Raw genomic sequence first — 24,492 nt, 5'->3', positions numbered from 1 at the left:
CCTCAGGCCGCCAGTGCACGCAAGTAGTCCGTCATGCTCTCGAGCTCGGCGCTGTCGATGTCGCCCTGCTCGAGGCACAGCTCTGTAAGCACCTCGTCGGCCGTGGCCGAGCCTACGGGGAACCGGTGGCGGGCCTGGCGATGCCCGGCCGAGTCGAGCACGTAGGCGACGGCGAACTCGTCGTTCTCGTCGTCTCGCATGACCTGGATCTGCCCGGCGTTGAACTTGAAGGTCGCCGGCGACATGCTGCTGTCGCTCTTGAGCTCTTCCTCGATGGCGCTCTCCATGATCTTGTTCAGAGCGCCGTGGACGCGCATGCCCAGGGCCTCGACGTCGGTGATGCTCTCGGCTACGTGGCCGAAGAACTCGCGGACGGCGGCGTATTCCTTGCAAGCGCTGGCAAACGTCTCGCCGAGCGCGTCGCCCGGGAGGTTCATGAGCTTCTGCGCCAGCGTGGGCAGCGGCACGGCCATGGCCGATGGCGGCTCGTGCTCGATGTGCATCGAGCCCACGTAGAACGAGATGCGGTGCAGCAGGTGGATGGGCTCGGTGCTCTTGAGGTTCTGCGGCGGCGTGTGGTGCCACAGGATGGGCTTGGCCAGCACGTCGGGCATGCGCCATCGGCGGATGAGGGCGCGGGCCATGTCCACGTGGGTGTAGCTGAACGAGTCGGTCTCGGTCTTGAAGACGCGCGACGGCGGCTGCTGGAGCGGACACGCCTCGTCGTAGACCGACGGGCCGATGAGCGTTCGCACCAAGGGTGCGCCCGCGTCCATCATGAGGCCCACCAGGAATGCTTCGGCGTAGAGCTGGGGCTTGATGGCCTCGGCCAGCTTGGCGGCAAAACATGCCCGCAGCAAGCTTTTGCCCCACATGGTCCGGCCATACCGCTTCTCGCCGCCGGCGTCGATGGCGCGGCTCATGTAGAAGCCCAGTGCGAGCGCGCGGATTCGATTGATGCCCAGCAGCACGCAGGCGCGCTCGAGCGTGGTCACCGGCTCGCGTTGGGCAAAGTAGGCCGAGTTGCTCATGCGCAGCAAGCGGCCGCTCAGGGCGGTGTCGTTGCGGATGACGGTTGCGAAGTCGGCCAGCCCGGCCTCGGGGTCGGACACGAGCTCGAGCAGGCGAGCGGCCACTTCGGGCTGCGTCTCGATGATCATCGCATCGAGCTTGCGCATGAGGAGCTCGGTGAGGGCTTCGACCTCGACGCTGCTCAGCTGGGCGCGGACTCGTCCTGCCACGGGCATACTCCCGGCCCACGGCGTTGTGGGCGACCCAGCCAACATCGGCGGTTGGTGGCGGCCACTTCGTGACGATCGGTGTGGAACGGGGTGAGGCGTGCGGGTTGTGCGGACTGCGTGGTCGACGGCAATCGAAGCCAAACGCCCGGTGGTCGCCTACGGCTGCAGCCGCGTCGCACCCCAGGGTGTTCCCGGGGCCTCGCGTGTCCACCGCGCCCGGTCGTGGATGCGGGCGGGACTGCCGACCCATAACTCGACCTCGGTGGCGTTGATGCGAAAGCCGCCCCAGTGTGGCGGACGGGGAACCTCGACGTCGGCGCCGTGTGGCGGGGGGTTCTCGGGGTCGATGCCGAAGCGGCGGAGCGTCTGGGCGAGCTTGTCGACCAGCGCCTGCCGAGACCGGATGGGCTGACTCTGGTCGCTGGCCCAGGCGCCGACGCGCTTTTCCCAGGAGCGAGACGCGAAGTAGGCGTCGCTCTCCGCGGCGGGCAATGGCTCGACGACGCCGCGGAGGCGGGCCTGTCGGTCGAGGGCGTCCCAGTGGAACACGGCGGCCGCGTGAGCGTTGGCGGCGAGCTCCTGGCCCTTGGCGCTGTTGCCGTTGGTGAAGAACCAGATCGAGCCGGTCTCGAGGTCGACGCCCCGGCACAGCACGATGCGCACGTTGGGCGACTTGTCGCTTGCTGTCGCCAATGCGATGGCCGTGGGATTGGGCTGGACCTTGTTGGCCTTGGCGTACTCGATCCACTCTTGGAGCGTGGGGAAGGGGTCGTCGGGCAGGTCGTCGGGCAGGTGCTCGTCGTGGGTGGTGCCGTAGGCGTGGATGCTGTCGAGCGGGCCGGAAAAATGCGCATCGGTGGGCTTGTCGGAAGCCCGCTGCGAGCCCGTGGACGCGGGCCGCCCGATGTTCTGCTTCTCGTGGTCTTGTCCGGTGCTCATGGCTGATCGTACTCTGGCACGTCGAAGCAATCGGGAGCACGCATGGACGCGAACGGATCGGAAAACCTGCACCAGGGTGGGGAGCACCGCAGGGGCGGCAAGGACCGCGGCGCACCGGCGATCGACCTGAGCCGCGTGTACGACAAGCTGCCGCCGCACGCGCCCGAGGCCGAAATGGCCCTGCTGGGCTCGATCATCCTCGATCCCTACATGCTGGCCGACGTGCTGCCGCTGGTGTCGACGCCCGAGGACTTCTACCGCCAGAGCAACGCGACGGTGTTCCGCATCCTGAAGGAGGTCTACGAGCGCGAGCCGCAGGCCGACCTCAACGTCGTGGCCGACCGGCTGCGCGAGCGGGGTGAACTGGAGACCATCGGCGGGGCGGCCTACTTGGCGAGCCTGGCCGAGGCCGTGAGCACGCCGCACAACGCGGCGTTGTACGCGAGGCTGGTGCAGACCAAGAGCCGGCTGCGCAAGCTGATCGCCGCGGCCAACCAGATCGTGCACGAGGCGATGCACGCGGGCCAGGACGAGCCCGAGGAAGCGCGCCAGCTCATCGACCGGGCCGAGCAGAGCATCTTCGAGATCGCCGACGACGACCAGGCCGCCGACATCCAGAAGCTCGAGGAGTTGCTGCGGGCCGAGTTCGAGCGCATCGCCGACCGCGACGCGGGCGCGACCACCGGGCTGAAGACCGGCTTCAGCGACCTGGACGAGCCGCTGAGCGGCCTGCAGGACGGCGAGATGATCATCATCGCCGCTCGTCCGTCGATGGGCAAGACGGCGCTCGCGCTCAACCTAGCCGAGCAGATCGCGATGGGCGGTGCAACGCCCTTCGAGCCGGCGGGCGAGGAGCGCGTGCCGGTGGGCGTATTCAGCCTTGAGATGAGCAAGAGCAGCTTGGTGCAGCGCTTGATCAGTGCCTATTCGGGCGTGGACAGCCACAAGCTGCGCACGGGCCAGTTCAGCCAGGACGAGCTGGTCAACCGCATCCGCCCCGCGTGCGAGACGCTGGAGCGCGCGCCGCTGTACATCGATGACTCTCCGGCGCTGAGCGTGACGGCGCTTCGAGCACGGGCGCGGCGCATGAAGCAGCGATTCGGCATCCGCTGCGTGGTGGTTGATTACCTCCAGTTGCTTACCGCCCCGGGCGCCAGCCGGGAGAGCCGGCAGGTGGAGGTCAGCACGATCAGCCGCGGCATCAAGGCGATGGCGCGCGAGCTGGAGCTGCCGGTGGTGTGCCTGGCGCAGCTCAATCGAGGCAGCGAGCAGCGCGAAGGCAATCGCCCGCGCATGAGCGACCTGCGCGAATCGGGCAGCATCGAGCAGGACGCGGACGTCGTGCTGCTGCTGCACCGCGAGGCGTACTACCACCTGAGCGATCCGGCGTGGATGGAAGAGAACGAGGACCGGGCCAACGAGGCCGAGCTCATCATCGCCAAGCAGCGTAACGGGCCTACCGGCATCGTCCGGCTGGTGTGGGACAACCACACGACCCGCTTCAAGAACCGCGCGGGCTACGCCCGAAACGACGCGTGGGCCAAGGACGAGCCGGTGGGCAGCTTCGAGCCCAAGGTTGACGCAGGCACCAGCCAGCACGCACCGGCGATGGGAAGCAACGGGGGTACCGGCTCGGCCTTCGGCAACCGCCCGAGCACCGCCGACCGCGCCCAGGACAACCGACCCTTCGACGAGCGCGTCGACCACGGCAAGCCGGACTATCTCGAGGCCGACGACGACACGCCGCCGTGGTAAGTCGCTCGATCGAGCCGGACTAGTCGCAGCCCAGGTCGAACTCGTTCTGGAACGTCAGGAAGTCGAAGATCGTGAACTCGCCGTCGCCGTCGAAGTCGGCCAGCGGGTTGCCGTCCTGGAACAGGTTCTGGAATGCGAGCAGGTCGAAGATGGTGAGTTCGCCGTCGCCGTCGAGGTCGACGCGGCAGGGGTTGAGCGTCCAGCGCGCCCAACTCCGGTGTTCGTCGCTTGCGAACTGCGAGAATCCTGCATAGAGCTCATCATCGAACACGGCCACCGAGGTTGGATTGAATCGATCCGCCCAGGGCGGGAGCGTATCGACGAACTGCGAGAATTCGGAGCCCTCGAGCCTGGCGATCGGCCTGATGCCCGAGCCATCGGTAGGCAGGAAGAGTCCGCCCTCGTATGCCGCCGTCGACCACGCAGTCCCCGAACGCAGGGGGATCCAGTTTTCGCCATCGAAGAACCACAAGCCGTTGCTGACCGCGCCGTCGCGCGTGACCAAGAGGACCGGTCCGAGATCGGGGTGGTCGTATGGCTTGGCCGCCCAGGGCATCGGATCGAAGCGATCAAAGGGAATCTCGATCCATTGCGTTCCATCCCAGATCGCGCCATACGGATCTCCGTCGAACTCGCCGAGGACGATCAGGCGGTCTGCGAGCACGGCCATGGCGCGCACGACCGATGAACGGAACCCCGTGCCGACAGGCTCCCACCCCGACCCGTTCCAGCGGGCAATGCCCAGGCTCGATGGGCGGCCGATGAGCGTGCTTCCGGCGGCATAGAGCTGGCCCTGGTAGACCGCGATGGCACGCGGCGTGTCGCCGGGGCCGTCGCCGAAGCCACGCCACGCATTTCCGTCCCACGAGGCCACGTCGTTGGTGAACTCGAAGCCCGCACGCGTAAACGGACCCGACACGACGAGCTCGTCGCCAAGCACGGTCATGTGTTCGACGGGCCCATCGAGCCCCAAGCCGAGCGTTTGGAACGACTCGCCGTCCCACGCGACGATGTGGCTGGCCGATTCTTGCCCGGCGCCGGTGAAGTGCCCGCCCAGGATGAGGCGATCGTCGAAGTTCTGCATGGCAAGGACGCTCCGACCGATGCCGGTGCCCATGGGCCGCCAGTCGATTCCGTTCCAGCGGGCGATCTTGAAAGCGTCCATCTCGCCGAAACGTTGGAAGCCGCCGACTGCGATGAGATCATCGCCGAAGACCCGGAGCGAATTGACGCCCCCATCGGGATCAACGCGCAGGCGACGCCACTGCGAGCCATCGAACCGCGCGAGGTGTTCGATCGGCTGGCCGCCGATTTGATTAAAGCTGCCGGCGACGATGATGTCGTCGTCATAGATCTCGATGTCGTCCACGAAACGATCGGGCGAGCCTAGTCCTGGCAGCAGCGGACGCCACGCGGCTCCATCGAATCGGGCGATGTGGAACGCATCGGAAGTCGCGGTGCGGAAGTTGCCGCCAATGATGAGTTGGCCGAACCAACTCTCGATGGAGTTCACTTGCCGGCCGATGAGATTTGCGGTCAGACTCGCCCAGCCGGATCCGGTCCATCGGTCGACGGCCGGACGGCCAAACTGGGTCTCACCGCCTACGACGTAGACGTCGCTGCCCTCGACGAGGATGTCGCTGCCAAGTTCGTGGATGCCATCGCCGAGGGCCGACCACGCGGCACCATCCCAGGCGGCTACGTTGGCGGCGGGTATGCCATCGATCGAATCGAACGAGCCGGTCACGATCAGCCGACCATCGGGCATGGAGTCGGCATCGAGCACGATGCCCGAGAAGGAGGGCGCGGCCATCGCCCGCCAGGTGCTGCCGTCGAATCGAGCGAGACGTTGGGCAGTCGTCCCGCCGATCTCGGTGAACCAGCCTGCGACGATGAGTTCGCCCTGGTGGACGGTGACCGCCGTGACGCGATCATCGGGGTCGCCCAACGCTCGCCACGCCTGTCCGTCCCACGCTGCCAGGTTGGCCGCAGCCACGTGGCCAGCTTCGTCGAACGAGCCTGCGACGATGAGCCACTCGCCTTCCGGGCCAGCGCCATCGGGGTCCCAGGCCACCTGCGACTCTGCCGACCCCACCGCAGCCAACCCAGGCCAGCCGTGCTCGGGGCCTTCGAAAAGCTCCGCGGGCGTCTGTGCGAACGCGAGCCCCGCAACGGTCAGTCCGGCGAGGGCCGCTCGTACGGCGTGAACAGACATGGTGGCTTCTCTCCCCTCCAAGGACGCGTCGGAAACCTCGTATGCCTTGCATACCCTGAGGGTTACCGGTGAAGACCGGTTACCCGGGCGGGTAGCTCAGTTGGCTAGAGCATTCGCCTTACACGCGAAGGGTCCGGGGTTCGAGTCCCCGCCCGCCTACTAGACCAGGATGCGAAGCGTTGGGGCCTTCGGCGTCGTGCGGTAGGTCCGCCGCGGTGCCGAGGGTCTTCGGCGCGCCAGTCGATTCGCGGCGGCGTCGCGTGCGGGCAGGGAGGAGCGCTGGCTCGACGCAGATTCTCCGAGTCGCGGTCGGCGTTCGCTGGTTCGCGGCTCGGGCTCGGGTCCGGCAGCATGGCTCAGGGTTGTCGGCATCCGTGGCGCGCCCGATCGACCCGTGCGCATCCGTGCCGCCAATAGTTGCAGGCATGGCGGCATCTCCGCAACATCGTGCGACGCCGAGCGTGGGCATCATCGGCGCGGGCCTGGCCGGGCTGGCGGCGGCGCGGGCGCTGTTGGCGGTGGGGGTCTTGGCCGATGTCTTCGATAAGGGGCGTGGCGCCGGAGGGCGGGCCTCGACGCGACGGGTCGATCGCGATGCGGGCAAGATCACCTTCGACCACGGCGCCCAGTACTTCACGGCCCGTGACGAGCGCTTCGTGCGCGTCGTCGACGAATGGCAACGCAGCGACGCCTGCGCTCCCTGGAGCGGCGTTGTCGCGACGGTCGACGAGCCCGTACGGATCACGCTCAAGCCCGATGGACCGACGCGGTTCGTCGGAACGCCCGGCATGAACGCGATCGTGGCGGCGATGGCACGAGACGTGCCGGTGCGGTTCTCGAGCACTGTCGAGCGCGTTCGGCGATCCGGGGACGGCTGGACGATCGAGGGGTCCGCTGGCGAGCTTGGTACGTACGACGGGCTGGTCGTTGCGACGCCTGCGCCACAAGCGGCAACGCTCCTGGCAGACGTACCAAGCCTGGCGACGCGCGCACGTTCCGGCGACATGCGGCCGTGCTGGGCGGTCATGGCGGCGTTCGAGGATCGGCTGCCCATCCACGCGGACGGTCTGTTCGTGAACGTCTCGAAGAATCCGCTGTCGTGGAGCGCGCGCGACTCGAGCAAGCCGGGCCGTCCCGAGGGCGAGCGATGGGTGCTGCATGCGGGGCCGGCGTGGAGCGAGGCAAGCATCGAGTACGAGCGTGAAGACGTCGTCGCTGCACTGCTGCAGGCCTTCGGTGATGCGCTGCGGGTCGACGTGCCCCCGCCAACGTACGCCGCTGCACACCGCTGGCGGTATGCGCTGACGCAATCAGAGATCGACGGCGGATGCATGTTGGATGCGGAAGCACGCATCGCCGTGGCGGGCGATTGGTGCCACGGCGGGCGCGTCGAGGGCGCCTACCTCAGCGGGCTGGCGGCGGGGGAGCGGCTCGCGGGCTTGCTGGATTCTCCGAACGTCTGCTGACAATTGCCATCGCGATTCACCGTGCTTCTGGTACATTGTGTTCAGGAGGACGTGCGATGCGTGCGATGCGAGTCGGTGTTGGGGCGTTGTCGGGCATGGCTATTTGGTTCGTTTCGAGCCAGGCGGCTCTCGGGCAGTTGCCCGACCCGCTGCCATCGTCGACGGTACTGGAACTCACGACATTTGCAACCATCTCGACCATCGATCGGTCCGGGGCGATCGATCTGGACCACTGCGGCGACGGGTCGGGGCGGGTGTTCGTGAGCACGAACGAGGGCAAGATCTTCGTCCTCGACGCCGACGGGCAGCAGCTCGGCATCTTCCTCGACCTCAACGAGCCGGGCGTGCTGAGCGACTTTCGAGATCGATTCCGCTTGTCGACGAACGGATTGTCCTACATCGCGTTCCATCCGGACTACGCCATGCCTGGGACAGCGGGCGAGGGCAAGCTCTACACGATGTCGATGAGCGAGACGCCCGGCTCGCGACCGCCGGACTACAGCGGCGCCGCCTTACCCACGAGGCCGGGCGACGACGCGGCGACGTATGTGGTCAATGAATGGACGGTCGACGCGAGCGATCCCAATCGGATCGACACGAGTTCCCTCCGGGAGGTCATCCGCTTCCAGTTCGCCGGACGGGTGCTCGATTCGCATTGTGTCGGGCAGATGATGTTTGATCCGTATGCGCAGCCGGGCGACGAGGCGTACGGCCTCCTGCACCTGGGTCTCGGTGATATGAACACGGGCTCGGGCAACCCCAACTTGCAGCACGTGCAGGATCGTGACAATCCCTTCGGCAAGATGCTGCGCATCGACCCGCTGCAGAACGGCGCCGACGCCTACCGGGTCCCCGAGGGAAACTTCCATGCCGATGGGGGACCGCTGCTGGACGACGACGGCAACACCGAAGAGATCCTCGCGTGGGGCCTGCGCAATCCCCAGAACCTCTGCTTCGTGCGGGGCGATGATGGACGAGGGCGGCTGGTAGTCTTCGACATCGGCAACGAGGACTACGAGGAGATCAACGTCGTTGACAACGGCGACAACCACGGCTGGACGCGGTACGACGGACCGGCCGACGGCAACCTCGACACCGAGCTTCGGCTGCCACCCGGATCGACGCTCACCTTTCCCGCGGCGATGTACGACCACGAGATTCCCAACACGCCCGGAGCCCTGCCGACGAGCCAGAACACCGCCATCGTCGGCGGCTTCCCGGTGATCGATCCCGACGATCCGGGCTTCGGCGAGCAGTTGGTCTACAGCGACCTGGCGCGTGGCGCCTTCTTCCATACCCGCGTGGACGAGCTCTTGAGCGCTGATGCTGGCGGCACGCAGGCCGACGTCTTCGTGATGAACGTCAGCGTCGACGGCAGCGCCCCGGGGGCGTTCGTCGACATCCTGGGCGTTTCGCGAGCCGATCCGAGGTTTGGACGCGATGAAGCCGGCCGCGTGTTCGTGGTCAGCCGCGTGATCGACACGATCTGGGTGGCCGATCTGGTAATCGACGGCGCCGAGCCCTGCTACGCCGACTGCGACGGCAGCGGCTCGCTCGACGTGTTCGACTTCTTGTGCTTCCAGAACGCGTTCGACGCGGGTGATCCGGCCGCCGACTGCGATGGCAGTGGCGGCATCGATCTGTTCGACTTCCTGTGCTTCCAGAACGCGTTCGACGACGGTTGCTGAGGCATTCCCTGTCTGTGGTCTCTAGCCACCTGCGGCATCGGGCGCGACCGCGAAGATTTGCAGCCGATGGCCCTGCGGTGCCAGGCCGAGCTCCCTGCAGATTCGATCGCGGATCTCGGCAAGCTCAGGTACGTCAATCGAAACGATCTCGCGGGTGTCGAGCCGCACGAGCGTGTCGCTGGGGCTCTCGCCGTAGGCAAGCTGGTACTGGGCTTGGTCGCCTTCGGTGAGCACGCGCTGGAGGATGCCGGCCTCCTGTAGGAGGTGGATCGTGCGATAGACGGTGGCCTTGCTCACGCGGTGCCCGCGCTTGCGGAGCTCGTCGATGACCTGCTCTGCCTCGAAGATGCGGTCGATCTGGATGATCGCGTCGAGCACCTGGGCCCGTTCGGGCGTGTACTTCTGGCCTTCGGCCTTGAGCTTCTGCCGGAAGACCGCGCACAGCGGCTCGGTAATGCGGATCGCAGGGGTCTCGGAAGATGGCGCGCGGTTCGGTGAGAGCTCATCCATGCGAAGAATGATATGGCTGTTGCATCACGATTCGTCCGTCACGGCGATCTCGCGAGGCCGAGGGCGGCGTCGACGACGGCGGGCTCGAATCGGTCGAGCGACTGCCGCATGCGTGCCGAGGGCCACCGCAGGTCGAGCGCGCGATCGCCGGGCGTGTACACGCTGGTGTACAGGGTTCCCGAGCCCTTCGCGTACCCGGTCCGATAGATCGGTCGCCGGAGGAATCCCTGCGTGAGGCCGTCGAGCGTCTGGCCCGGAGCGTCTAGCAGGTCGCTGGCCGCGTGCACGCGTTCGACCGTCTTGCACGACGCGGCGTACTGCGGCCACTCGACCTTTCCCTGGTGGTTCGCGCTCGCCGTCGCGTGGTCGATGCGTGCGGGCCGGTCGGGCGCGGCGTACACCGTCGCGTGCTCGCCCGAGGCGTCGAGGCACACGAACGTGTAGGTCATGGAGCACGGAACCCTCGCGATGGCCTCGGCCGCTTCGGGTGCCGTCTTGCAGGCTTGCAGCGCATGGCGAACCAGGAGCGGTGCCGCGAAGCCATCGCCCGAGACCTGCCGCCCGCCGAAGGCGAGCGCGACGCACAGCCCGTGCTCGTTGACGCCGTCGAGCGCGCCGAACACGCAGTCGGTCATGCACAGCGTCTCGACGCCGTCCCATGTCGCGTGTAGGACGATCCCGTCGGCCAGGTGCGGCGCGTGGTCGTAGTTTCGCACGAGCGCGGGGCCGCCCTCGCCCTGCCAGATCGCCTGCGTGCAACCGCGCACCAGCGGCGGGGGGCGGTAGAGCGTGAGGAACCGCGCGACCGCGGCCGATCCACCGAAACGCTCGAGCAGGTGCTCGAACGCGGGAACGAGCGATGGAACGTGCTCTTCCAGCTTCTCGCGGGTGGCCTTGGCGCTGAGCTTGGGCCTGGCCTTGGCCATCCACGCCTGATACGCCGGCCAGTAGGCCTCGAACGCGCGGTCGAGGTCATCGCCGTCTCGCATGGCGCGGAAAGTCATGGTCCGCGGTGTGGTTGCCGGCGGAGTCACAGAAGCTTGAAGCCCGTCAGCTCGGGGGCGGCCTCTCCGCCGAAGTCCGAGTCGCCGCGGTAGAAGCCGCGGATGCCCTTGATCCACTGCTTCGCCCGCCGCGTGAGCTGGAAGTCCTCGTCCATGAAGCGGCCCGGGCTGACCAGGATGCCCAGGTCGGCGCCTTCATAGCGGTAATCGCCCGGCTTGCTGATGCGCAGGAAGAAGGCGCGGTTCTCGAATTGCACGGTCCGCCGGTGCGTCTGCATCCGGACGTAATGCATCTGGCCCTTGCCATCGAGCTCGTAGATGCCCGTGGGCGGTGCGTGGGTGATGCGGTCGACCGAGTCCTCGGTGTGCTTGATGACCAGCTGGCTCCAGCCATCGATGTTGTCCGGGTCGGCCCAGCGGTCGTTGAGCTCGTCGACGTCCAGCTCGTAGTCGATGCCCATCCACTCAAGCAGGTGGAACAGGAACAGCGGCGCGTCGGCATGCGCGAACGCGGCGAGGTTCGTCATGCTGCTGGCGCCCGTGATGCGCGGGTTGCACTCGCCCAGGTAGACCTTGCCCGTATCCAGGTCGGTCAGGTAGTCGATCTCGAAGTAGCCGCGATAGCCCATCTCGCGGAGTTCGTCGCCAAAGGCCATGGCCGCACGGCGAGCGTTCTTGCGGATGCGCTTGTCGAACGCACCGGCGAACACCTCGTTGCCGCACCAGCCACCGCGATAGGGCGTGAGCTCCTTGAAGCCCACGAGCTCGGTCATGAGCGGGCCGACGATCGTGCCGTGCCGCGTCACGCAGGCCTCGAGCGCACTACCACGGCAGCGGATGCGCTTCATTACCTTGACCTCGGGAGCGCTGGTGATGTCGGCCTCGTGCTTGGCGAAGTCGGCCTCGTCCTTCACGAAGAAGGTCGTGTGGCCCGAGTCGCCGTAGGCGGTTTGGATGACCACGTCGTCGCCGAGCTTCTTGGTCTTGCTCCGAAGGTCTTCGAAGCTCTTCACGCGTACGAGCTTGTTGGGCACGCTGTGCACGCGGGCGCGGTTGCCGATGCGCGTGGTCTCCATCTTGTCGTCGACCTGGGTGCGCAGCGACGCCGGCGGAAAGCAGACCTCAAGATCGAGCTCTCGGCAGAGCTTCTCGGTGGTCTCGTCGAACATCAGGAACACGGCCTTGCCGTTGGTCTTGTGGTCCTTGCCGCGGTTCTTGATGAGCGCCCGCACGTCGGGGTGGCGTAGCAGGTAGTTGTTGATGTCCTCGATGCTCTCGAACGGCTCGTGCGGCCGCTCGTCGGGCACGAACACGTTGGGGTGCTGCTTGTCGAAGCAGTCGATGTAGTTGATGTACGTGAAGTTGCGGACCCACTCGTCGATGCCAAGCAGGTTGAAGTTCGTTGCACTGATGAAATAGATGGGCTCGGTGTTGCGATAAAAGTAGCGTCGGATCTCGGAGATGCCGTGCAGCGTCCCCTTCTTCTTCCGCTTGCTGATATTGCTCGTCAGCGGCTTGGACTTGACCATGTTGGTCGGCCGGCTCGCCGGCGTGTTCGGCTGCTGGCTGGTCGACGGCGTGGTCACGGTGGTCATGGAGCCCCCTGGCGATGTGATCGAGGCGAATGAGTCACGGTCTACGACTCCAGCACGTGCTCCTCGAACACGCGCAGGCCGTACGTAGTGTGATAGCCGTGGATCTCCTTCACGTCCAGCGCGAGGAGGTAGGCGATGATCTCGGCGCTGAACACCTGCCCCGGCACGAGGATGGGGAATCCCGGCGGATAGGGCGTGACGAACGTGGCCGAGACGAACTCGCGGCCGTCCTTGATCTGCCGAAGCAGGTCGCGGTCGAGCTTTACCCAGGCCGTGTTGTCCTCGTCGTACGCGAGGAAGAAGGCACGCCGCAGGTCGCCCTCTGGCGTCGATGAATCTTTGTCGCGGAACGCGTCGTGGAAGCGGCTGAAGTTCGGGAGCGGCGGACCCTCGAGCAGCGAATCGACCTTCTGCGTGTGCAGGCTCAGCCCCGCGCTGCTTTCAGTGCTGAGCTGGTCTTCCACTCGGCGCGAGATATCGGCCAGCGTCTCGATGAGGTACGCCACGTCGCCCCGCGTCGTGCCGATGTTGGGCATGAAGAGCATCGAGTTGCGCGAGGTCTTGTTGATCTGGATGTCGTAGCGATCCATCAGCATGTGCCGAAGCGTGTCGCCGTCGATGCCCGTCGCGCACACCTCGAGTGTTACGCGCGTGGGGTCGAGCGTGAACTCGTCCTCGCGCCAGGCCGCGTCCATCCTGCCCCAGCCCTGCTCGGGGTGGTAGTAGAACTCGAGCCCGCTTGGCCGGTGCTCGGCCGGGATCATGTCGGCCGGCCGCAGCACGCGGAAGAATCGCGAGATGTCGGGGTGCTCATTGACGCGCTTTCGCAGCGTCATGGCCAGGTCGATGGTCTTCTCAACAAGCTCGTAGCCCTCGAGTTCGACCTGCCGTCGGCCGGCATCGAGCGAGGCGATGATCTGGTAGTTGGGCGAGGTCGACGTGTGCGTCATGAGCGCCTCGAGCAAGGCCGCACTCGCGCGCTGCTCGAAGTCTTCGTCGTAGACGTGGATCATCGAGCCCTGCCGGAGGCTCGTAAGCGTCTTGTGCGTCGATTGCGTCGCATAGACGCGGACGCGGACCTCGCCCGGGTCGGCCATCGGGCCGTCGGCCTCGGAGCGGTTTGCGTAGGCCTTGCGATAGTCGTCGCTGCGGTACATCTTGCGCAGTCGGCTGGCGGCGTCCATGGCCGTCCGGCGACGCAGCGTCGGGCTGAATCGGGCGTAGCCGAACCACGCCTCGTCCCACAGGAAGATCATGTCGGGCTTGATCGCCAAGATGCGCTGCATGACGCGAGCAGGGTCGTACGTCAGCCCGTCGAACGTGCAGTTGGTCAGCACGAGCATGCGCACGCGGTCGAGCTTGCCGGCGTCCTTCAGGGCGAGCAGCTGCTTCTCGATCTCTTCGAGCGGCACGGCCCCGTACATCGTGTACTTCTGCAGCGGATACGAGTCGAGGTACACCGGGTGCGCACCGGCCAGCACGAACGCGTAGTGGTGGCTCTTGTGGCAGTCGCGGTCGACCAGCACGATGTCGCCCGGCTGCACCAGAGCCTGCTGCACGATCTTGTTGGCCGTCGACGTGCCGTTGGTGACGAAGAACGTCTGCCTGGCGCCGAAGGCGCGGGCCGCGGCCTCCTGGGCCTTGCGAATAGGGCCGCGCGGCTGCGACAGCGAGTCGAGCCCGCCGCTCGTCGCGCTCGTTTCGGCCAGGAAGATGTTGGGTCCGTAGAAGTCGTGGAAGTCCTTGGCCCAATGGCTGGTCGTCATGCTCTTGCCGCGGGCGATGGGCAGGGCATGGAACACGCCGGTCGGCTTGGCCGCATACTTGCGGAGCGCATCGAAGAACGGCGTCTCGAACCGCTCGCGGACGCCCCGCAGGATGCTCAGGTGTTGCTCCATGTATTGCTCGAGCCGGTAGAACGTCCGGCGGAAGGCGCTGCCCACGTTTCCGGCCACCGAGTCGAGCGGCGTATCGGTGACGAGGTACAGATCGAGTTCGGGGCGGAGCTTCTTGAGCACGCTCGCCAGGTGCAGGCTGCGGTTGAGCCCGTAGCTGTTGGGCATGTTCTCGGCCGAGAGCGCATCGAGGTATCGCCGCAGGGCCGGGTGGTTGCTCTGCGTGAAGAAGCCGAAGTTGTACCGCAGGAAGACGGCCTGGATGGTCGGGTTGAACAGCACCGCGATGACGGCGTCCTGGGCGCTCGGCACCGTGACGACGTCGTACACGAACTCATCCGAGTCGCGCCGGCATGCGCCGAGTCCGTCGCGCAGCGAATCGTGGTCGTAGGCGTCGGCGCCGTCGACGAACAGTACCTCGAAGTACGGACGTCCGCGCACCCGTGCGCGGGCCTCGGCGTCCTGGCCGCCGTTGCGATGATCTCGCCCCGGTTCGTCGAAGGCCGCACCGCCGCGCTCTCGGTATGCATCCCCGATGAGGAGGCGACTGACGCTGGCAACGCGGTCGGCCAGCTCGCCCGTCGCGCCGCCCTGGTGCAGGCGGGTCAATTCGTCCATGCGGGCCGGGCCCGGGAACGCCCAGTACGGCTCGAGGCTCGCGAGCACCTCCAGGCTCTGGCCGACCAGCGCGCGGGGCTCGGCGGCGTCCTGGCCCGCGCGGGTCATCTCACGAAGCCACGTGGTACGAACCTGCAGCTCGTTCCAGGTATCCATGCGCAGTTGGAAGGCGCTGTACTGGCGGCCGCGCTGCCGCTGCGGGCGTGCATCGCCGGGCGAAGATTCGGGCTGCGTGCCGGCCTGGGTCATGGCGTCGTTCCCGGAGAAGGCGCGGGTGCGGGAGCCGGTGGTGCCGCCGCGGGCGGTGCTTCAGCCGGTGGGGGCGTCACCGCGGGCGCCGCCGCGAGCGGCTGGTCGGCGTGCGGCGCGTGCTCGCCGAACCCGATGCCCGCCCGGCTGCCGCGCGCCATCTTCTCGAGCGAGCCCAGCGTGTTGAGGTACTCGTTCGCGGGCGAGTCGCGCTTGTACACGTCGAACTCGACACGCCGGTCGCGGAAGCTCTTGAGCGGCTGGCCCAGCCCCTTCAGCCCGACCTCGCGAGACCGGCGGACGCGGTCGAGATCGATCTCGATCGGCAGCAGCTCCTCGTTGCTGCCGGCCTGGTACAGCACGTCGCCCGAGGGCGCCACGAACAGCGATCGCCCGTTGCCGCCGTCGCCGATGCCGTTGATGTCGACCACGAACATCTGGTTCATGGCCGCCGTCGCCCGCGCAATCGAGAGCTCCACGTCGCGGTCCATCGTGGGCGTCAGCGTCGGGTGCAGCAGCACCTCGGCGCCCATCGCCGCGAGCGTCCGGCTGGTCTCGGGGAACCACATGTCGTAGCAGATGCTCACGCCGAATCGGCCGACGTCGGGCACGTCGAACACGCAGAACTCCGTGCCCCACTCGACGCCCGTCTCGTAGGGCATGAACGGGAACATCTTGCGATACCGGGCCTGCACGATGCCGTGCGGATCGATCACGGGCGTGGTGTTGTAGATGCCCTCGGCGGTCTTCTCGTAGAGCGAGCCGGGCAGCAGCCAGATGCCGTGGCGAGCGGCAAGCCGCTGGTAGTGCTGCTCGACGTCGCCCGGCAGGGCCATGGCGTGGCCGGTCCAGCCGCCGAAAGTCGCCAGCTCGCTGACCACCACCATCTGCACCCACGGATACAGGTGCATGAGCATCTCGATGCGGTCGGTCACGTGCTCGAGGTTCGAGCGTCGGCCCGAGACCTTCAACTGCAGGCCGGCGATGGCGAATGGGCGCATGCGGAACTACCTCGCAAGAAGAAACGGTTCAGTGATTCGGTGCGTGCTGCTCGATGCTCTGGCACAGGATGTCGAGCCCGCGGTTCAGCTCGTCGTCGGTGATGACGAGCGGCGTCAGCACGCGGATGCAGTTGCCCGCCAGGCCCGCGGCGATGACGAGCAGGCCCTTGCTCCGGCAGTCGTCGATGACGGCCTTGACCATCGCCGGCGCGGGCTTGCTGGGGTCGCCACCCTCGCTGAATTCGATGGCCATCATGGCGCCCATGCCGCGTACGTCCGTGACCTGGGCGACGGTTTCCTTCAGCGCATCGAAGCGCTGGCGGATCATGCTGCCGATGTGCGTCGCCCGCGCGTTCAGGTCGAGCTCTTCCATGCGGGCGATGGCCGCCAGCGATGCGGCGCAGGCGACGGGGTTGCCGCCGTAGGTGCCGCCGAGCGTGCCGGGGTTCACGCGGTCCATCACGCTGGCCTTGCCGATGACGCAGGCCATGGGCAGCCCGCCGCCCATGGCCTTGGCCCACGGGCTCAGGTCGGGCTTCACGCCGAAGTGGTCGTATGCCGCCCAAGCCCCCGTGCGGCAGAAGCCCGCCTGCACCTCGTCGAAGATCAGCACGATGCCGTGCTCGTCGCAGATCCGCCGCAGGCCCTCCAGGTAGCCCTTGGGCGCCACGCTGAATCCGCCCTCGCCCTGCACCACCTCGATGATGATGGCCGCGACCTGCGAGGCCGCCACGGTGTCGAGGAACGCCTGCTCCAGGCGGTGCAGCTCGCGCTTCACCAGGTCGGCCTCGCCGATGGTCTCGCCCGGTAGCGGCCTCGGGAACGGCAGCCGATAGACCTCAGGCGCGTACGGCCCGCAGCCGTGCTTGAGGTGCACCTTGCTGGTCAGCGTGCCCGCCAGAAGCGTTCGGCCGTGGAAGCCACCGGTATAGCAGATGATGCCGGCGCGTCCGGTTGCCTGGCGTGCGATCTTGATGCAGTTTTCGACGGCCTCGGCCCCGGTGCTGATGAGCAGGGCCTTGGTGCTGTCGTCGGCCCGCTCGTGGTGGGGGAAGAGCTCGACGAGCTTCTCGCACAAGGCCACGTAGGGCTCGTACGTCGCCACGTGGATGCAGGCGTGCTGCAGGCTTGCCACTTGGGCGCGCACTGCGTCGATGACTGCTGGGTCGCTGTGGCCCACGCTCATCACGCCGATGCCGCTGGCAAAGTCGATGAACTCCCGGCCGTCGGCGTCGGTAATGATGGCGCCCGACGCACTCGCGGCGGTCATCGGGCTGAGCATGCCCACGCCCGAGCACACGACCTTCTGGCGGCGGGCGACGAGGGACTCCGAGGCCGTGGCGGACGAACGTTCGGACGTGGCGGCTGGCACTGTGACCTCCTGTCACGGCCCACGCGGGGGCCGACAGGAAGTGTATGCGGGGGCCAACCCTGCCTCGCGCCCGGGCGGGCCACGACGAGCGCCGCGTCTACTTGGTCGAGACCTCGGCGATCGCTCGACGCATCGACTCGAACGCGGGCTTGCGCCGGGCCTCGGGCGTGCTCTCCACGATGCCGGTCGGCCCGAAGATCTCGCCAACGTTCTCCGCGTAGCAGGTCGGCAGACCCTCGGCCAGGATGGCGTCCACGACATACTGCATGCCCGCTGGCGTGTGGTCGTTGAGCGTCCACAGGCTGACCGTGCGGAAGCGATGCCGCCGCTCGATGACGGCCTCGGCCATTGCTTCGATCACCTGTGCCTGCAACGCCTCGCCCGCCAGCGGCCCCAGGGTCGTCGGCCGGTCCGTCCAGCCCGTAGCCTGCCCGATCTCCTGGATGCACACGAATCGGTCGCCCGAGACCCGCATCATCTCGTCGAGGACGTCCGGGATGCCGTCTGGCCCGGTCGCCCGCCACAGCGGCAACGCCTCACCAAAGAAGCGACAAGAAGGCTCGACCTCCTGCTCATACGCGTACCAATTGAACGTCGCCACGTCAATCAGCGGCATCAGCGCCGGGATCGACGCGTCGGACGTGCCCGCGAACACCACGGTCGTCGAGAGCGCGGGCTCGATGGTCCTGGTCCGATCGATCGCCGCCTGCACGAAGCCCGCGAACGACGCGGCGGCGGCGGGCTCGTCCTCGTAGTAACCGCTCGCTTCGTTGGCAAAGCCGAGCATGTACACGCCCCGGTCGACCATCGCCGGCACGATCGCCTCGAGCATGGCGCCGAATGGTCCGGTGATGCGCGGGTCGTCCCAACGGGCTCCCTGCGCAAGCAAGTCTTGCACGTACTGCGGCAACGCTTCCGGCCCGCCGGTGTCGATGACCGTGATGTTCACGAACTGCCGGGGCGCGCCCTGGTCGATGCGATGATCGAGCGCCTCGATGACGCCGGCCAGGTCGTACACGCCCGGCGAGGGCTCGAGGTCGGCCCAGTCCAGCAGGTGACGCGAGCAGTCCATCCCCGCGTCGACCAGCTCGGCGTAGCGATCCGCCACGGCGTCGGTGATCTGGGGCGAGAAGCCCTCGTACGCCTCTTGCACGTAGAAATGCACGCGTTGCTCGCCCAGCAGTGGCAAGGCCGTTGGGTCGGGCTCGGCGGCTTGGAACGACTGCAGCGACGCGGCCCCTCCGCCACTGGCGGAGCCCAACGCGACGAATAGTGCACAAGCGGTCAACGCAGGCATGGCATCCTCCTCAGGCGTGCGGCCAGCGATCGTCGCCGGGCCGCCTGCGATTCTTCGGCTTTGCATTCGCTGGCTTTCGCGGCGCTGCTTCGCGGCTGATCGTCTCGATCGTTCGACGCATAAGGGGAACCAAGACTCGGTTCGTGGTTTCCCGACGTCCGGTGGGCAGTCTCCGCGAGACAGTCGCACTTCGTACGGGACGCCGCATTGCGTTCACGCGTGGAGACATGAGAATGAGCCCCGATTCACTGGGACTTCACTGGATGGTCACCGCGTGCGCCGATCGTTCTTGTGCATCGCGACTCAAACTGAAAGGAACGATTCGAATGACCACCAGCAACGCCAAGCTCGACGGCAAGACCATCGCCATCCTCGCGACCGACGGCTTCGAGCAGAGCGAGCTCGTCCGCCCGATGGAAGCGCTGAAGGAAGCCGGCGCCGAAGTGCACGTCGTGACGCCGGACGGCAACGACATCAAGGGCTGGAACGATGGCAACTGGGGCGACACGGTCAAGGCCGACCGCGCCATCACGGACGCGAACGCCGATGCATATGACGCGCTCGTGCTGCCCGGGGGCGTCATGAACCCCGACACGCTCCGCATGCGTGAAGACGCGACGACGTTCGTGCGTGAGTTCTTCAAGGCCGGCAAGCCGGTCAGCGCCATCTGCCACGCTCCGTGGCTGCTCATCGACTGCGGCGTCGTCGAGGGTCGCGAGATCACGAGCTGGCCATCCCTCAAGAGCGACCTCAAGAACGCGGGGGCTCGGTGGGTCGATAAGGAAGTCGTCTGCGACCAGGCCCTGACGACGAGCCGTTCGCCCGACGACCTGCCCGCGTTCATCGACAAGACGATCGAAGAGATTCGTGAGGGCAAGCACGCCGGCCAGAAGACCGCGTAAGCACGCCCCGAGACGCAGAGCAATAAGCTACAGGAGGTATCCGATGAATCAGGACACCCTGCAAGGAAACTGGAAGCAGCTCAAAGGCAAGGCCAAAGAGCGGTGGGGGAAGCTGACCGACGACGAGCTCGACCAGGTCGAGGGCAAGCGTGATCAGCTCGCCGGCAAGATCCAGGAACGCTACGGCAAGTCCAAGGAAGAAGCCGAGAAGGAGATCGAAGAGTTCAAGCAGCAGTGCAACTGCTAGCACTGGTCGAGTGCGGTGGGAGAAAGAACGCGTGCGACCGAGAGGCGGCACGCGTTTCTGTATGCCCAATCGTTGCCACGTCTTCGAACGCTACGACTTCAGCGGATCGTGGCCCCAGTTCATGAGCGAGTAACGCCAGTCGCTCTCTTCAACGTCACCCTCGGGCCGCTGGCTGGTGTGACGCTTGATGCAATTCACGACCTTGTTCATGTGCTCGAAGTCCGAGTCGCTCAGGTCGTCCTTGTTCGTTCGCTTGATCTCGACGATGCGTCGGCCGGACCTGTGGCCCGTGGATTCTTCGCCGTCGGAGTCGCCAACCGACTTCGATTCATCGGTTTCGAGCCATTCCTCGAGTTCTTTAGGTTGCATGTTGACGCGGTCGTAGAACGACTCGTAGATGTTGTCCTTCTTGTCGTTGTCAAGGTCCATGTGGCGGCCTCAGTTGCTCGAGGTGTCCTTGGACACCTCGCTCTCGAGCTTCAAGACCTTCTGGCCGTCGTCCTGCTCGATGACGAGGGCGGCGTTGTCGTCGTCGCCCTTCCGCTTCACCGAGTTGCCGTCGATGGTCCGCTCGATGGTCTCGGTATGTCGCTCGACGACCTTGCCCCGGGCGTAGCCGTCGCCCCATTCCCACTTGACGTTGTCGCCCTTGCTATAGCTGGCACTCATGGCGGTTCCTCCGTTCGGTAGGGGTGATTGGGAACGCTACCACCGGTGGCGACGCAGCGGGGCGACTCGCCCCGCGTGCCGGGGGAGATGGAGCCCGGCTAAGGGATGACCCGGGGTCCCGTTCCATTCATTCATCCGGATGAACGGATATACTCCCCCATGACGGCGATCGATCCACTCTCTGACAGCCCCTTCGCCCGGGCCCTGGCCAGCCGCGTGCTGGTGCTCGACGGCGCGATGGGCACGAGCCTGTACAGCCGCGACCTTACCGTCGAGGGCGACTACTGCGGCTGCGAGAACTGCACCGACATCCTCGTGGACAGCCGGCCCGACGTGGTCGAGGAGATCCACAAGGAGTTCCTGGAGGCGGGGGCCGATTGCATTGAGACCAACAGCTTCGGCGCCAACACGCTGGTGCTGGGCGAATTTGATCTCGCCCAGAAGGCCACCGAGTTCAGCCGCAGGTCTGCCGAGATCGCCCGGTCCGCCGCCGATGCCTATTCGACCACCGACAAGCCCCGCTTCGTCATGGGCTCGATGGGTCCGGGAACCAAGCTCATCACGCTGGGCAACACCGACTGGCCCACGATGCTCGACAGCTACACGAACCAGGCCCTCGGCCTGATCGAGGGTGGCGTCGACGCGTTCCTGATCGAGACCTGCCAGGACCTCTTGCAGGTCAAGTGTGCGGTGAATGCCTGCCTGCGGGCGCTAGAACAAAAGGGCCGGTCGGTCGCCGACGTCCCGATCTGCGTGAGCGTCACCATCGAGCAGACCGGCACCATGCTCATGGGCACGAGCATCGAGGCCGCCGCCCATGCGCTGCGACGGTATCCGATCCTGAGCCTGGGCCTCAACTGCGCCACAGGCCCGACGGAGATGGCCGAGTACGTCCACTGGCTGGGCAAGCACTGGGACCGCCACGTGTCGGTCGTGCCCAACGCCGGGCTGCCCGTGCTGGTCGAGGGCCGCACGGAGTATCCCCTCAAGCCCGGCCCGTTCACCGAGGCGCTCGAGCGCTTCGTCGAGGGCAGCGGCGTGGGCCTCGTCGGCGGTTGCTGCGGCACGACGCCCCAGCACATCGAGACGCTGGCCAACATGGTCGGCGATCGCAAGCCCGAGCGCACCGAGCGAACCACCATGCTCCCGAGTTGCACGAGCCTGTACCAGCCGGTCGAGTACCGCCAGGACAACTCGTTCCTCATCGTGGGCGAGCGGTGCAACGCGTCGGGCAGCCGGAAGTTCAAGCGTTTGCTCGAGGAGGAAGACTGGGACGGCATCGTGGCCCTGGCCAAGCAGCAGGTCCGCGAGGGCAGCCACGTGCTGGACGTCAACGTGGACTATGCCGGTCGCGACAATGCCCGCGACATGCGCGAGGTCGTCCAGCGGCTGGTCCGCCAGGTCGACGCGCCGCTCATGATCGACAGCACCCAGGTTGCGACCATCGAGGCCGGCCTGCAGTGCGCGGGTGGCAAGTGCATCATCAATAGCGCCAATTTTGAGGACGGCGAGGAGAAGTTCGACGAGATCTGCCGCCTCGCCAAGACCTATGGCGCCGGGCTCGTCATCGGCACCATCGACGAGGATCCCGAGGCCGCCATGGCCCGGACGGCGGACCGCAAGTTCGCCATCGCCGAGCGTGCCATCAAGCGGGCGACCGAGGTGCACGGCCTGGACGAAACGGACATCTTCATCGACCCGCTCGTCCTGCCCATCTCGACCGGCATGGACGACGACCGCCGCAGCGCCCTGGCGCTGGTGGAGGGCACGAAGCGCATCGCCGAGGCGTTCCCGAACGTGCAGATCACCTGCGGCCTGAGCAACGTGAGCTTCGGGCTCAAGCCCGCTGCCCGGCAGGTGCTCAACAGCGTGTTCCTCGACGAGCTCGTCAAGGCCGGCATGACGAGCGCGATCGTGCACGCCAGCAAGATCCTGCCGCTGGCCAAGATCGAGCACGACCAGAAGCGCGTCGCGATGCACCTGGTCTACGACAAGCGCGACGTCGGCGTTGGCGGCACCGGCCTGCCCACCGATGACGAATCCCGGGAGCCGGAGGCCGCGCTTGCCTGACACCTACGACAAGACCTACGACCCGCTCCAGGCCTTCATCGACCTCTTCAAGGACGTCGACAGCGTCGGCTCGACAGCCGAGGAGAAGAAGGACCTCACGCTCGAGGAGCGTCTTCGCGCCCACATCATCGACGGCGAGAAGGAAGGGCTGCATGACGCCCTCGACGAGGCGATGCAGCAGTACAAGCCCCTGGAGATCGTCAACGATCACTTGCTGGACGGCATGAAGACCGTGGGCGAACTCTTTGGCAGCGGGCAGATGCAGCTTCCGTTCGTGCTGCAATCCGCCGAGGTCATGAAGATGGCCGTGGCGCACCTCGAGCCCCACATGGAGAAGGTGGAGGGCGAGGGCAAGGGCTCGATCGTGCTGGCGACCGTCAAGGGCGACGTGCACGACATCGGCAAGAACCTCGTCGACATCATCCTGAGCAACAACGGCTACACGGTCCACAACATCGGCATCAAGCAGACGCTGCCCCAGATCCTCGAGGCCTGGAAGCAGACCAAGGCCGACGCCATCGGGCTCAGCGGGCTGCTCGTCAAGTCCGTGACCGTGATGGAAGAGAACCTCAAGGAGATGACCGAGCAGGCCATCGACGTGCCGGTCATCCTCGGCGGGGCCGCTCTCACGCGGCACTACTGCGAGAGCCACCTGCGCGACCTCTACGCGGGCAAGGTCTTCTACGGCAAGGACGCGTTCGAGGGCTTGCGCACGATGGACATGCTCAAGGCCGGAAAGACCGACGTGCTCGATGGTGAGATCGCCGAGCGCCTGGGCAAGCGCAGCGATGCGCAGAAGGTCGTCGCCGAGGCGCGTGCGAAGAAGGCCGATCAGCAAGACGCGTTCGCGGCCTCGAAGAACGATGGTGGTACCGCCACCGCCGTGCGCAGCAGCGTCGCGACCGACGTCAACGTGCCCGAAGCGCCCTTCTGGGGCTCGCGCATCGTCGAGGGCCTGAGCCTCGACGAGATCTACCCCTTCATCAATACCACCGCGCTCTTCCGCGGCCAATGGCAGTTCAAGAAGGGCTCAATGAGCCCCGAGCAGTACGAGCAGTACCTCGAGGACACCGTCGAGCCCGTGTTCGATCGCCTCAAGGCCGAGCTGCGCGACAACGACGTGCTGCACCCGCGCGTGGTGTACGGCTACTGGCCCGTGCAGAGCGACGGCGACGACCTCATCGTGTTTGATCCGACCGACCACGACAAGGAGATCGAGCGCTTCCGCTTCCCGCGGCAGGCCTCGAGCAAGAAGCTGTGCATTGCCGACTTCTTCAAGGGCGTCGACAGCGGGCAGAAGGACGTGCTTGCCCTGACGTGCGTGACGATGGGCGACGAGGTCAGCCAGGTGGCCAAGAGGCTCTTCGACAACAACGACTTCACCGAATACCTCTACGTCCACGGCATGGGCGTCGAGTCGGCCGAGGCGCTGGCCGAGCTGTGGCACAAGCGCATCCGCGCGGAGTTGGGCATCGGCGGCGATGATTCGCCGCGCATTCCAGAACTCTTCCGCCAGAAGTACCGCGGCAGCCGCTACAGCCCGGGCTATCCGGCCTGCCCAGACATGAGCGACCAGGAGATCATCTGGCGGCTGCTCGACCCCGAGCGCATCGGCTGTCGGCTGACCGAGAACTGGCAGATCGACCCCGAGCAGAGCACCAGCGCCTTCGTCGTGCACCACCCCGCCGCGAAGTACTTCAACGTGTAGCGCGGCCATCGGGCTGATCAGGCCGGGCCAAGCTATTATGATCGACGGGCG

General features: G+C 66.6%; 19 protein-coding genes and 1 tRNA gene. 8 read left to right on the top strand and 12 right to left on the bottom strand.

Going from position 1 to position 24,492, the window contains the following annotated elements:
- Positions 1 to 2 precede the first annotated feature (2 nt).
- Both RIA68_10895 and pdxH read right to left on the bottom strand, forming a co-directional pair.
- Positions 3 to 1,241: an HDOD domain-containing protein gene (locus RIA68_10895; protein ID MEQ8317951.1), complete on the bottom strand. Its 1,239-nt coding sequence runs from the start codon at positions 1,239 to 1,241 to the stop codon at positions 3 to 5.
- A 156-nt stretch (positions 1,242 to 1,397) separates the two neighbouring features.
- The gene (gene pdxH / locus RIA68_10890; protein MEQ8317950.1) at positions 1,398 to 2,180 is read right to left on the bottom strand and encodes a pyridoxamine 5'-phosphate oxidase; all 783 of its coding nucleotides are present in this window, start codon (positions 2,178 to 2,180) and stop codon (positions 1,398 to 1,400) included.
- Positions 2,181 to 2,222: 42 nt separating this feature from the next.
- Here pdxH and dnaB point away from each other — a divergent pair, with 42 nt between their 5' ends.
- Entirely contained in the window at positions 2,223 to 3,935 is a 1,713-nt protein-coding gene (gene dnaB, locus RIA68_10885) for a replicative DNA helicase (GenBank protein ID MEQ8317949.1), read from the top strand.
- A 19-nt stretch (positions 3,936 to 3,954) separates the two neighbouring features.
- Here dnaB and RIA68_10880 read toward each other — a convergent pair whose 3' ends face one another.
- Positions 3,955 to 6,150, bottom strand: a complete 2,196-nt coding sequence (locus RIA68_10880) for a GC-type dockerin domain-anchored protein (protein ID MEQ8317948.1) — start codon at positions 6,148 to 6,150, stop codon at positions 3,955 to 3,957.
- Positions 6,151 to 6,235: 85 nt separating this feature from the next.
- Between RIA68_10880 and RIA68_10875 the strand changes: the two genes are divergently transcribed.
- The 3 genes from RIA68_10875 (at position 6,236) to RIA68_10865 (ending at position 9,304) form a co-directional block, all read left to right on the top strand.
- A tRNA-Val gene (locus tag RIA68_10875) sits at positions 6,236 to 6,309 on the top strand.
- A 266-nt stretch (positions 6,310 to 6,575) separates the two neighbouring features.
- The gene (locus RIA68_10870; protein MEQ8317947.1) at positions 6,576 to 7,616 is read left to right on the top strand and encodes an FAD-dependent oxidoreductase; all 1,041 of its coding nucleotides are present in this window, start codon (positions 6,576 to 6,578) and stop codon (positions 7,614 to 7,616) included.
- A gap of 56 nt (positions 7,617 to 7,672) precedes the next feature.
- The gene (locus tag RIA68_10865) at positions 7,673 to 9,304 is read left to right on the top strand and encodes a PQQ-dependent sugar dehydrogenase (protein MEQ8317946.1); all 1,632 of its coding nucleotides are present in this window, start codon (positions 7,673 to 7,675) and stop codon (positions 9,302 to 9,304) included.
- Between the two features lie 21 nt (positions 9,305 to 9,325).
- Here the strand turns inward: RIA68_10865 and RIA68_10860 are convergent, their stop codons facing one another.
- The 7 genes from RIA68_10860 to RIA68_10830 form a co-directional block, all read right to left on the bottom strand.
- On the bottom strand, positions 9,326 to 9,814 hold the full coding sequence (locus RIA68_10860; protein MEQ8317945.1) for a transcriptional repressor: 489 nt from the start codon (positions 9,812 to 9,814) through the stop codon (positions 9,326 to 9,328).
- A 38-nt stretch (positions 9,815 to 9,852) separates the two neighbouring features.
- Positions 9,853 to 10,818 (bottom strand): C45 family peptidase, encoded by a 966-nt coding sequence (locus RIA68_10855; protein ID MEQ8317944.1) that lies wholly within the window; start codon positions 10,816 to 10,818, stop codon positions 9,853 to 9,855.
- Positions 10,819 to 10,844: 26 nt separating this feature from the next.
- On the bottom strand, positions 10,845 to 12,413 hold the full coding sequence (locus tag RIA68_10850) for a biotin carboxylase (GenBank protein ID MEQ8317943.1): 1,569 nt from the start codon (positions 12,411 to 12,413) through the stop codon (positions 10,845 to 10,847).
- Positions 12,414 to 12,454: 41 nt separating this feature from the next.
- On the bottom strand, positions 12,455 to 15,175 hold the full coding sequence (locus RIA68_10845; protein ID MEQ8317942.1) for an aminotransferase class I/II-fold pyridoxal phosphate-dependent enzyme: 2,721 nt from the start codon (positions 15,173 to 15,175) through the stop codon (positions 12,455 to 12,457).
- On the bottom strand, positions 15,172 to 16,176 hold the full coding sequence (locus RIA68_10840; protein MEQ8317941.1) for a carbon-nitrogen hydrolase family protein: 1,005 nt from the start codon (positions 16,174 to 16,176) through the stop codon (positions 15,172 to 15,174). The genes RIA68_10845 and RIA68_10840 overlap by 4 nt, the downstream gene beginning before the upstream one ends.
- Before the next feature lie 28 nt (positions 16,177 to 16,204).
- Positions 16,205 to 17,548 (bottom strand): aspartate aminotransferase family protein, encoded by a 1,344-nt coding sequence (locus RIA68_10835; protein ID MEQ8317940.1) that lies wholly within the window; start codon positions 17,546 to 17,548, stop codon positions 16,205 to 16,207.
- 97 nt (positions 17,549 to 17,645) lie between these two features.
- On the bottom strand, positions 17,646 to 18,845 hold the full coding sequence (locus RIA68_10830) for a hypothetical protein (protein ID MEQ8317939.1): 1,200 nt from the start codon (positions 18,843 to 18,845) through the stop codon (positions 17,646 to 17,648).
- A 326-nt stretch (positions 18,846 to 19,171) separates the two neighbouring features.
- On the opposite strand from RIA68_10830, the gene RIA68_10825 reads away from it, so the two are divergent.
- Both RIA68_10825 and RIA68_10820 read left to right on the top strand, forming a co-directional pair.
- Positions 19,172 to 19,747 carry a type 1 glutamine amidotransferase domain-containing protein gene (locus tag RIA68_10825; GenBank protein ID MEQ8317938.1) on the top strand — a complete coding sequence of 192 codons (576 nt, stop codon included), beginning with the start codon at positions 19,172 to 19,174 and terminating at the stop codon, positions 19,745 to 19,747.
- Between the two features lie 43 nt (positions 19,748 to 19,790).
- On the top strand, positions 19,791 to 19,994 hold the full coding sequence (locus RIA68_10820) for a CsbD family protein (GenBank protein MEQ8317937.1): 204 nt from the start codon (positions 19,791 to 19,793) through the stop codon (positions 19,992 to 19,994).
- A gap of 90 nt (positions 19,995 to 20,084) precedes the next feature.
- Here the strand turns inward: RIA68_10820 and RIA68_10815 are convergent, their stop codons facing one another.
- Complete coding sequence (locus RIA68_10815; GenBank protein MEQ8317936.1) at positions 20,085 to 20,423, bottom strand: DUF3140 domain-containing protein; 339 nt, start codon at positions 20,421 to 20,423, stop codon at positions 20,085 to 20,087.
- Positions 20,424 to 20,432: 9 nt separating this feature from the next.
- Positions 20,433 to 20,663, bottom strand: a complete 231-nt coding sequence (locus RIA68_10810; GenBank protein MEQ8317935.1) for a DUF2945 domain-containing protein — start codon at positions 20,661 to 20,663, stop codon at positions 20,433 to 20,435.
- 159 nt (positions 20,664 to 20,822) lie between these two features.
- Between RIA68_10810 and RIA68_10805 the strand changes: the two genes are divergently transcribed.
- Positions 20,823 to 22,733 (top strand): homocysteine S-methyltransferase family protein, encoded by a 1,911-nt coding sequence (locus tag RIA68_10805; GenBank protein MEQ8317934.1) that lies wholly within the window; start codon positions 20,823 to 20,825, stop codon positions 22,731 to 22,733.
- Entirely contained in the window at positions 22,726 to 24,441 is a 1,716-nt protein-coding gene (locus RIA68_10800; GenBank protein ID MEQ8317933.1) for a vitamin B12 dependent-methionine synthase activation domain-containing protein, read from the top strand. The genes RIA68_10805 and RIA68_10800 overlap by 8 nt, the downstream gene beginning before the upstream one ends.
- The last annotated feature ends 51 nt before the right edge of the window (positions 24,442 to 24,492 follow it).

It is taken from the genome of Phycisphaerales bacterium (genome assembly GCA_040217175.1).
Taxonomy (GTDB): Bacteria; Planctomycetota; Phycisphaerae; order Phycisphaerales; family UBA1924; genus JAHCJI01.
The sequence above is the reverse complement of the archived record's forward strand: the minus strand, read 5'-3'. Positions and strand labels throughout refer to the sequence as shown.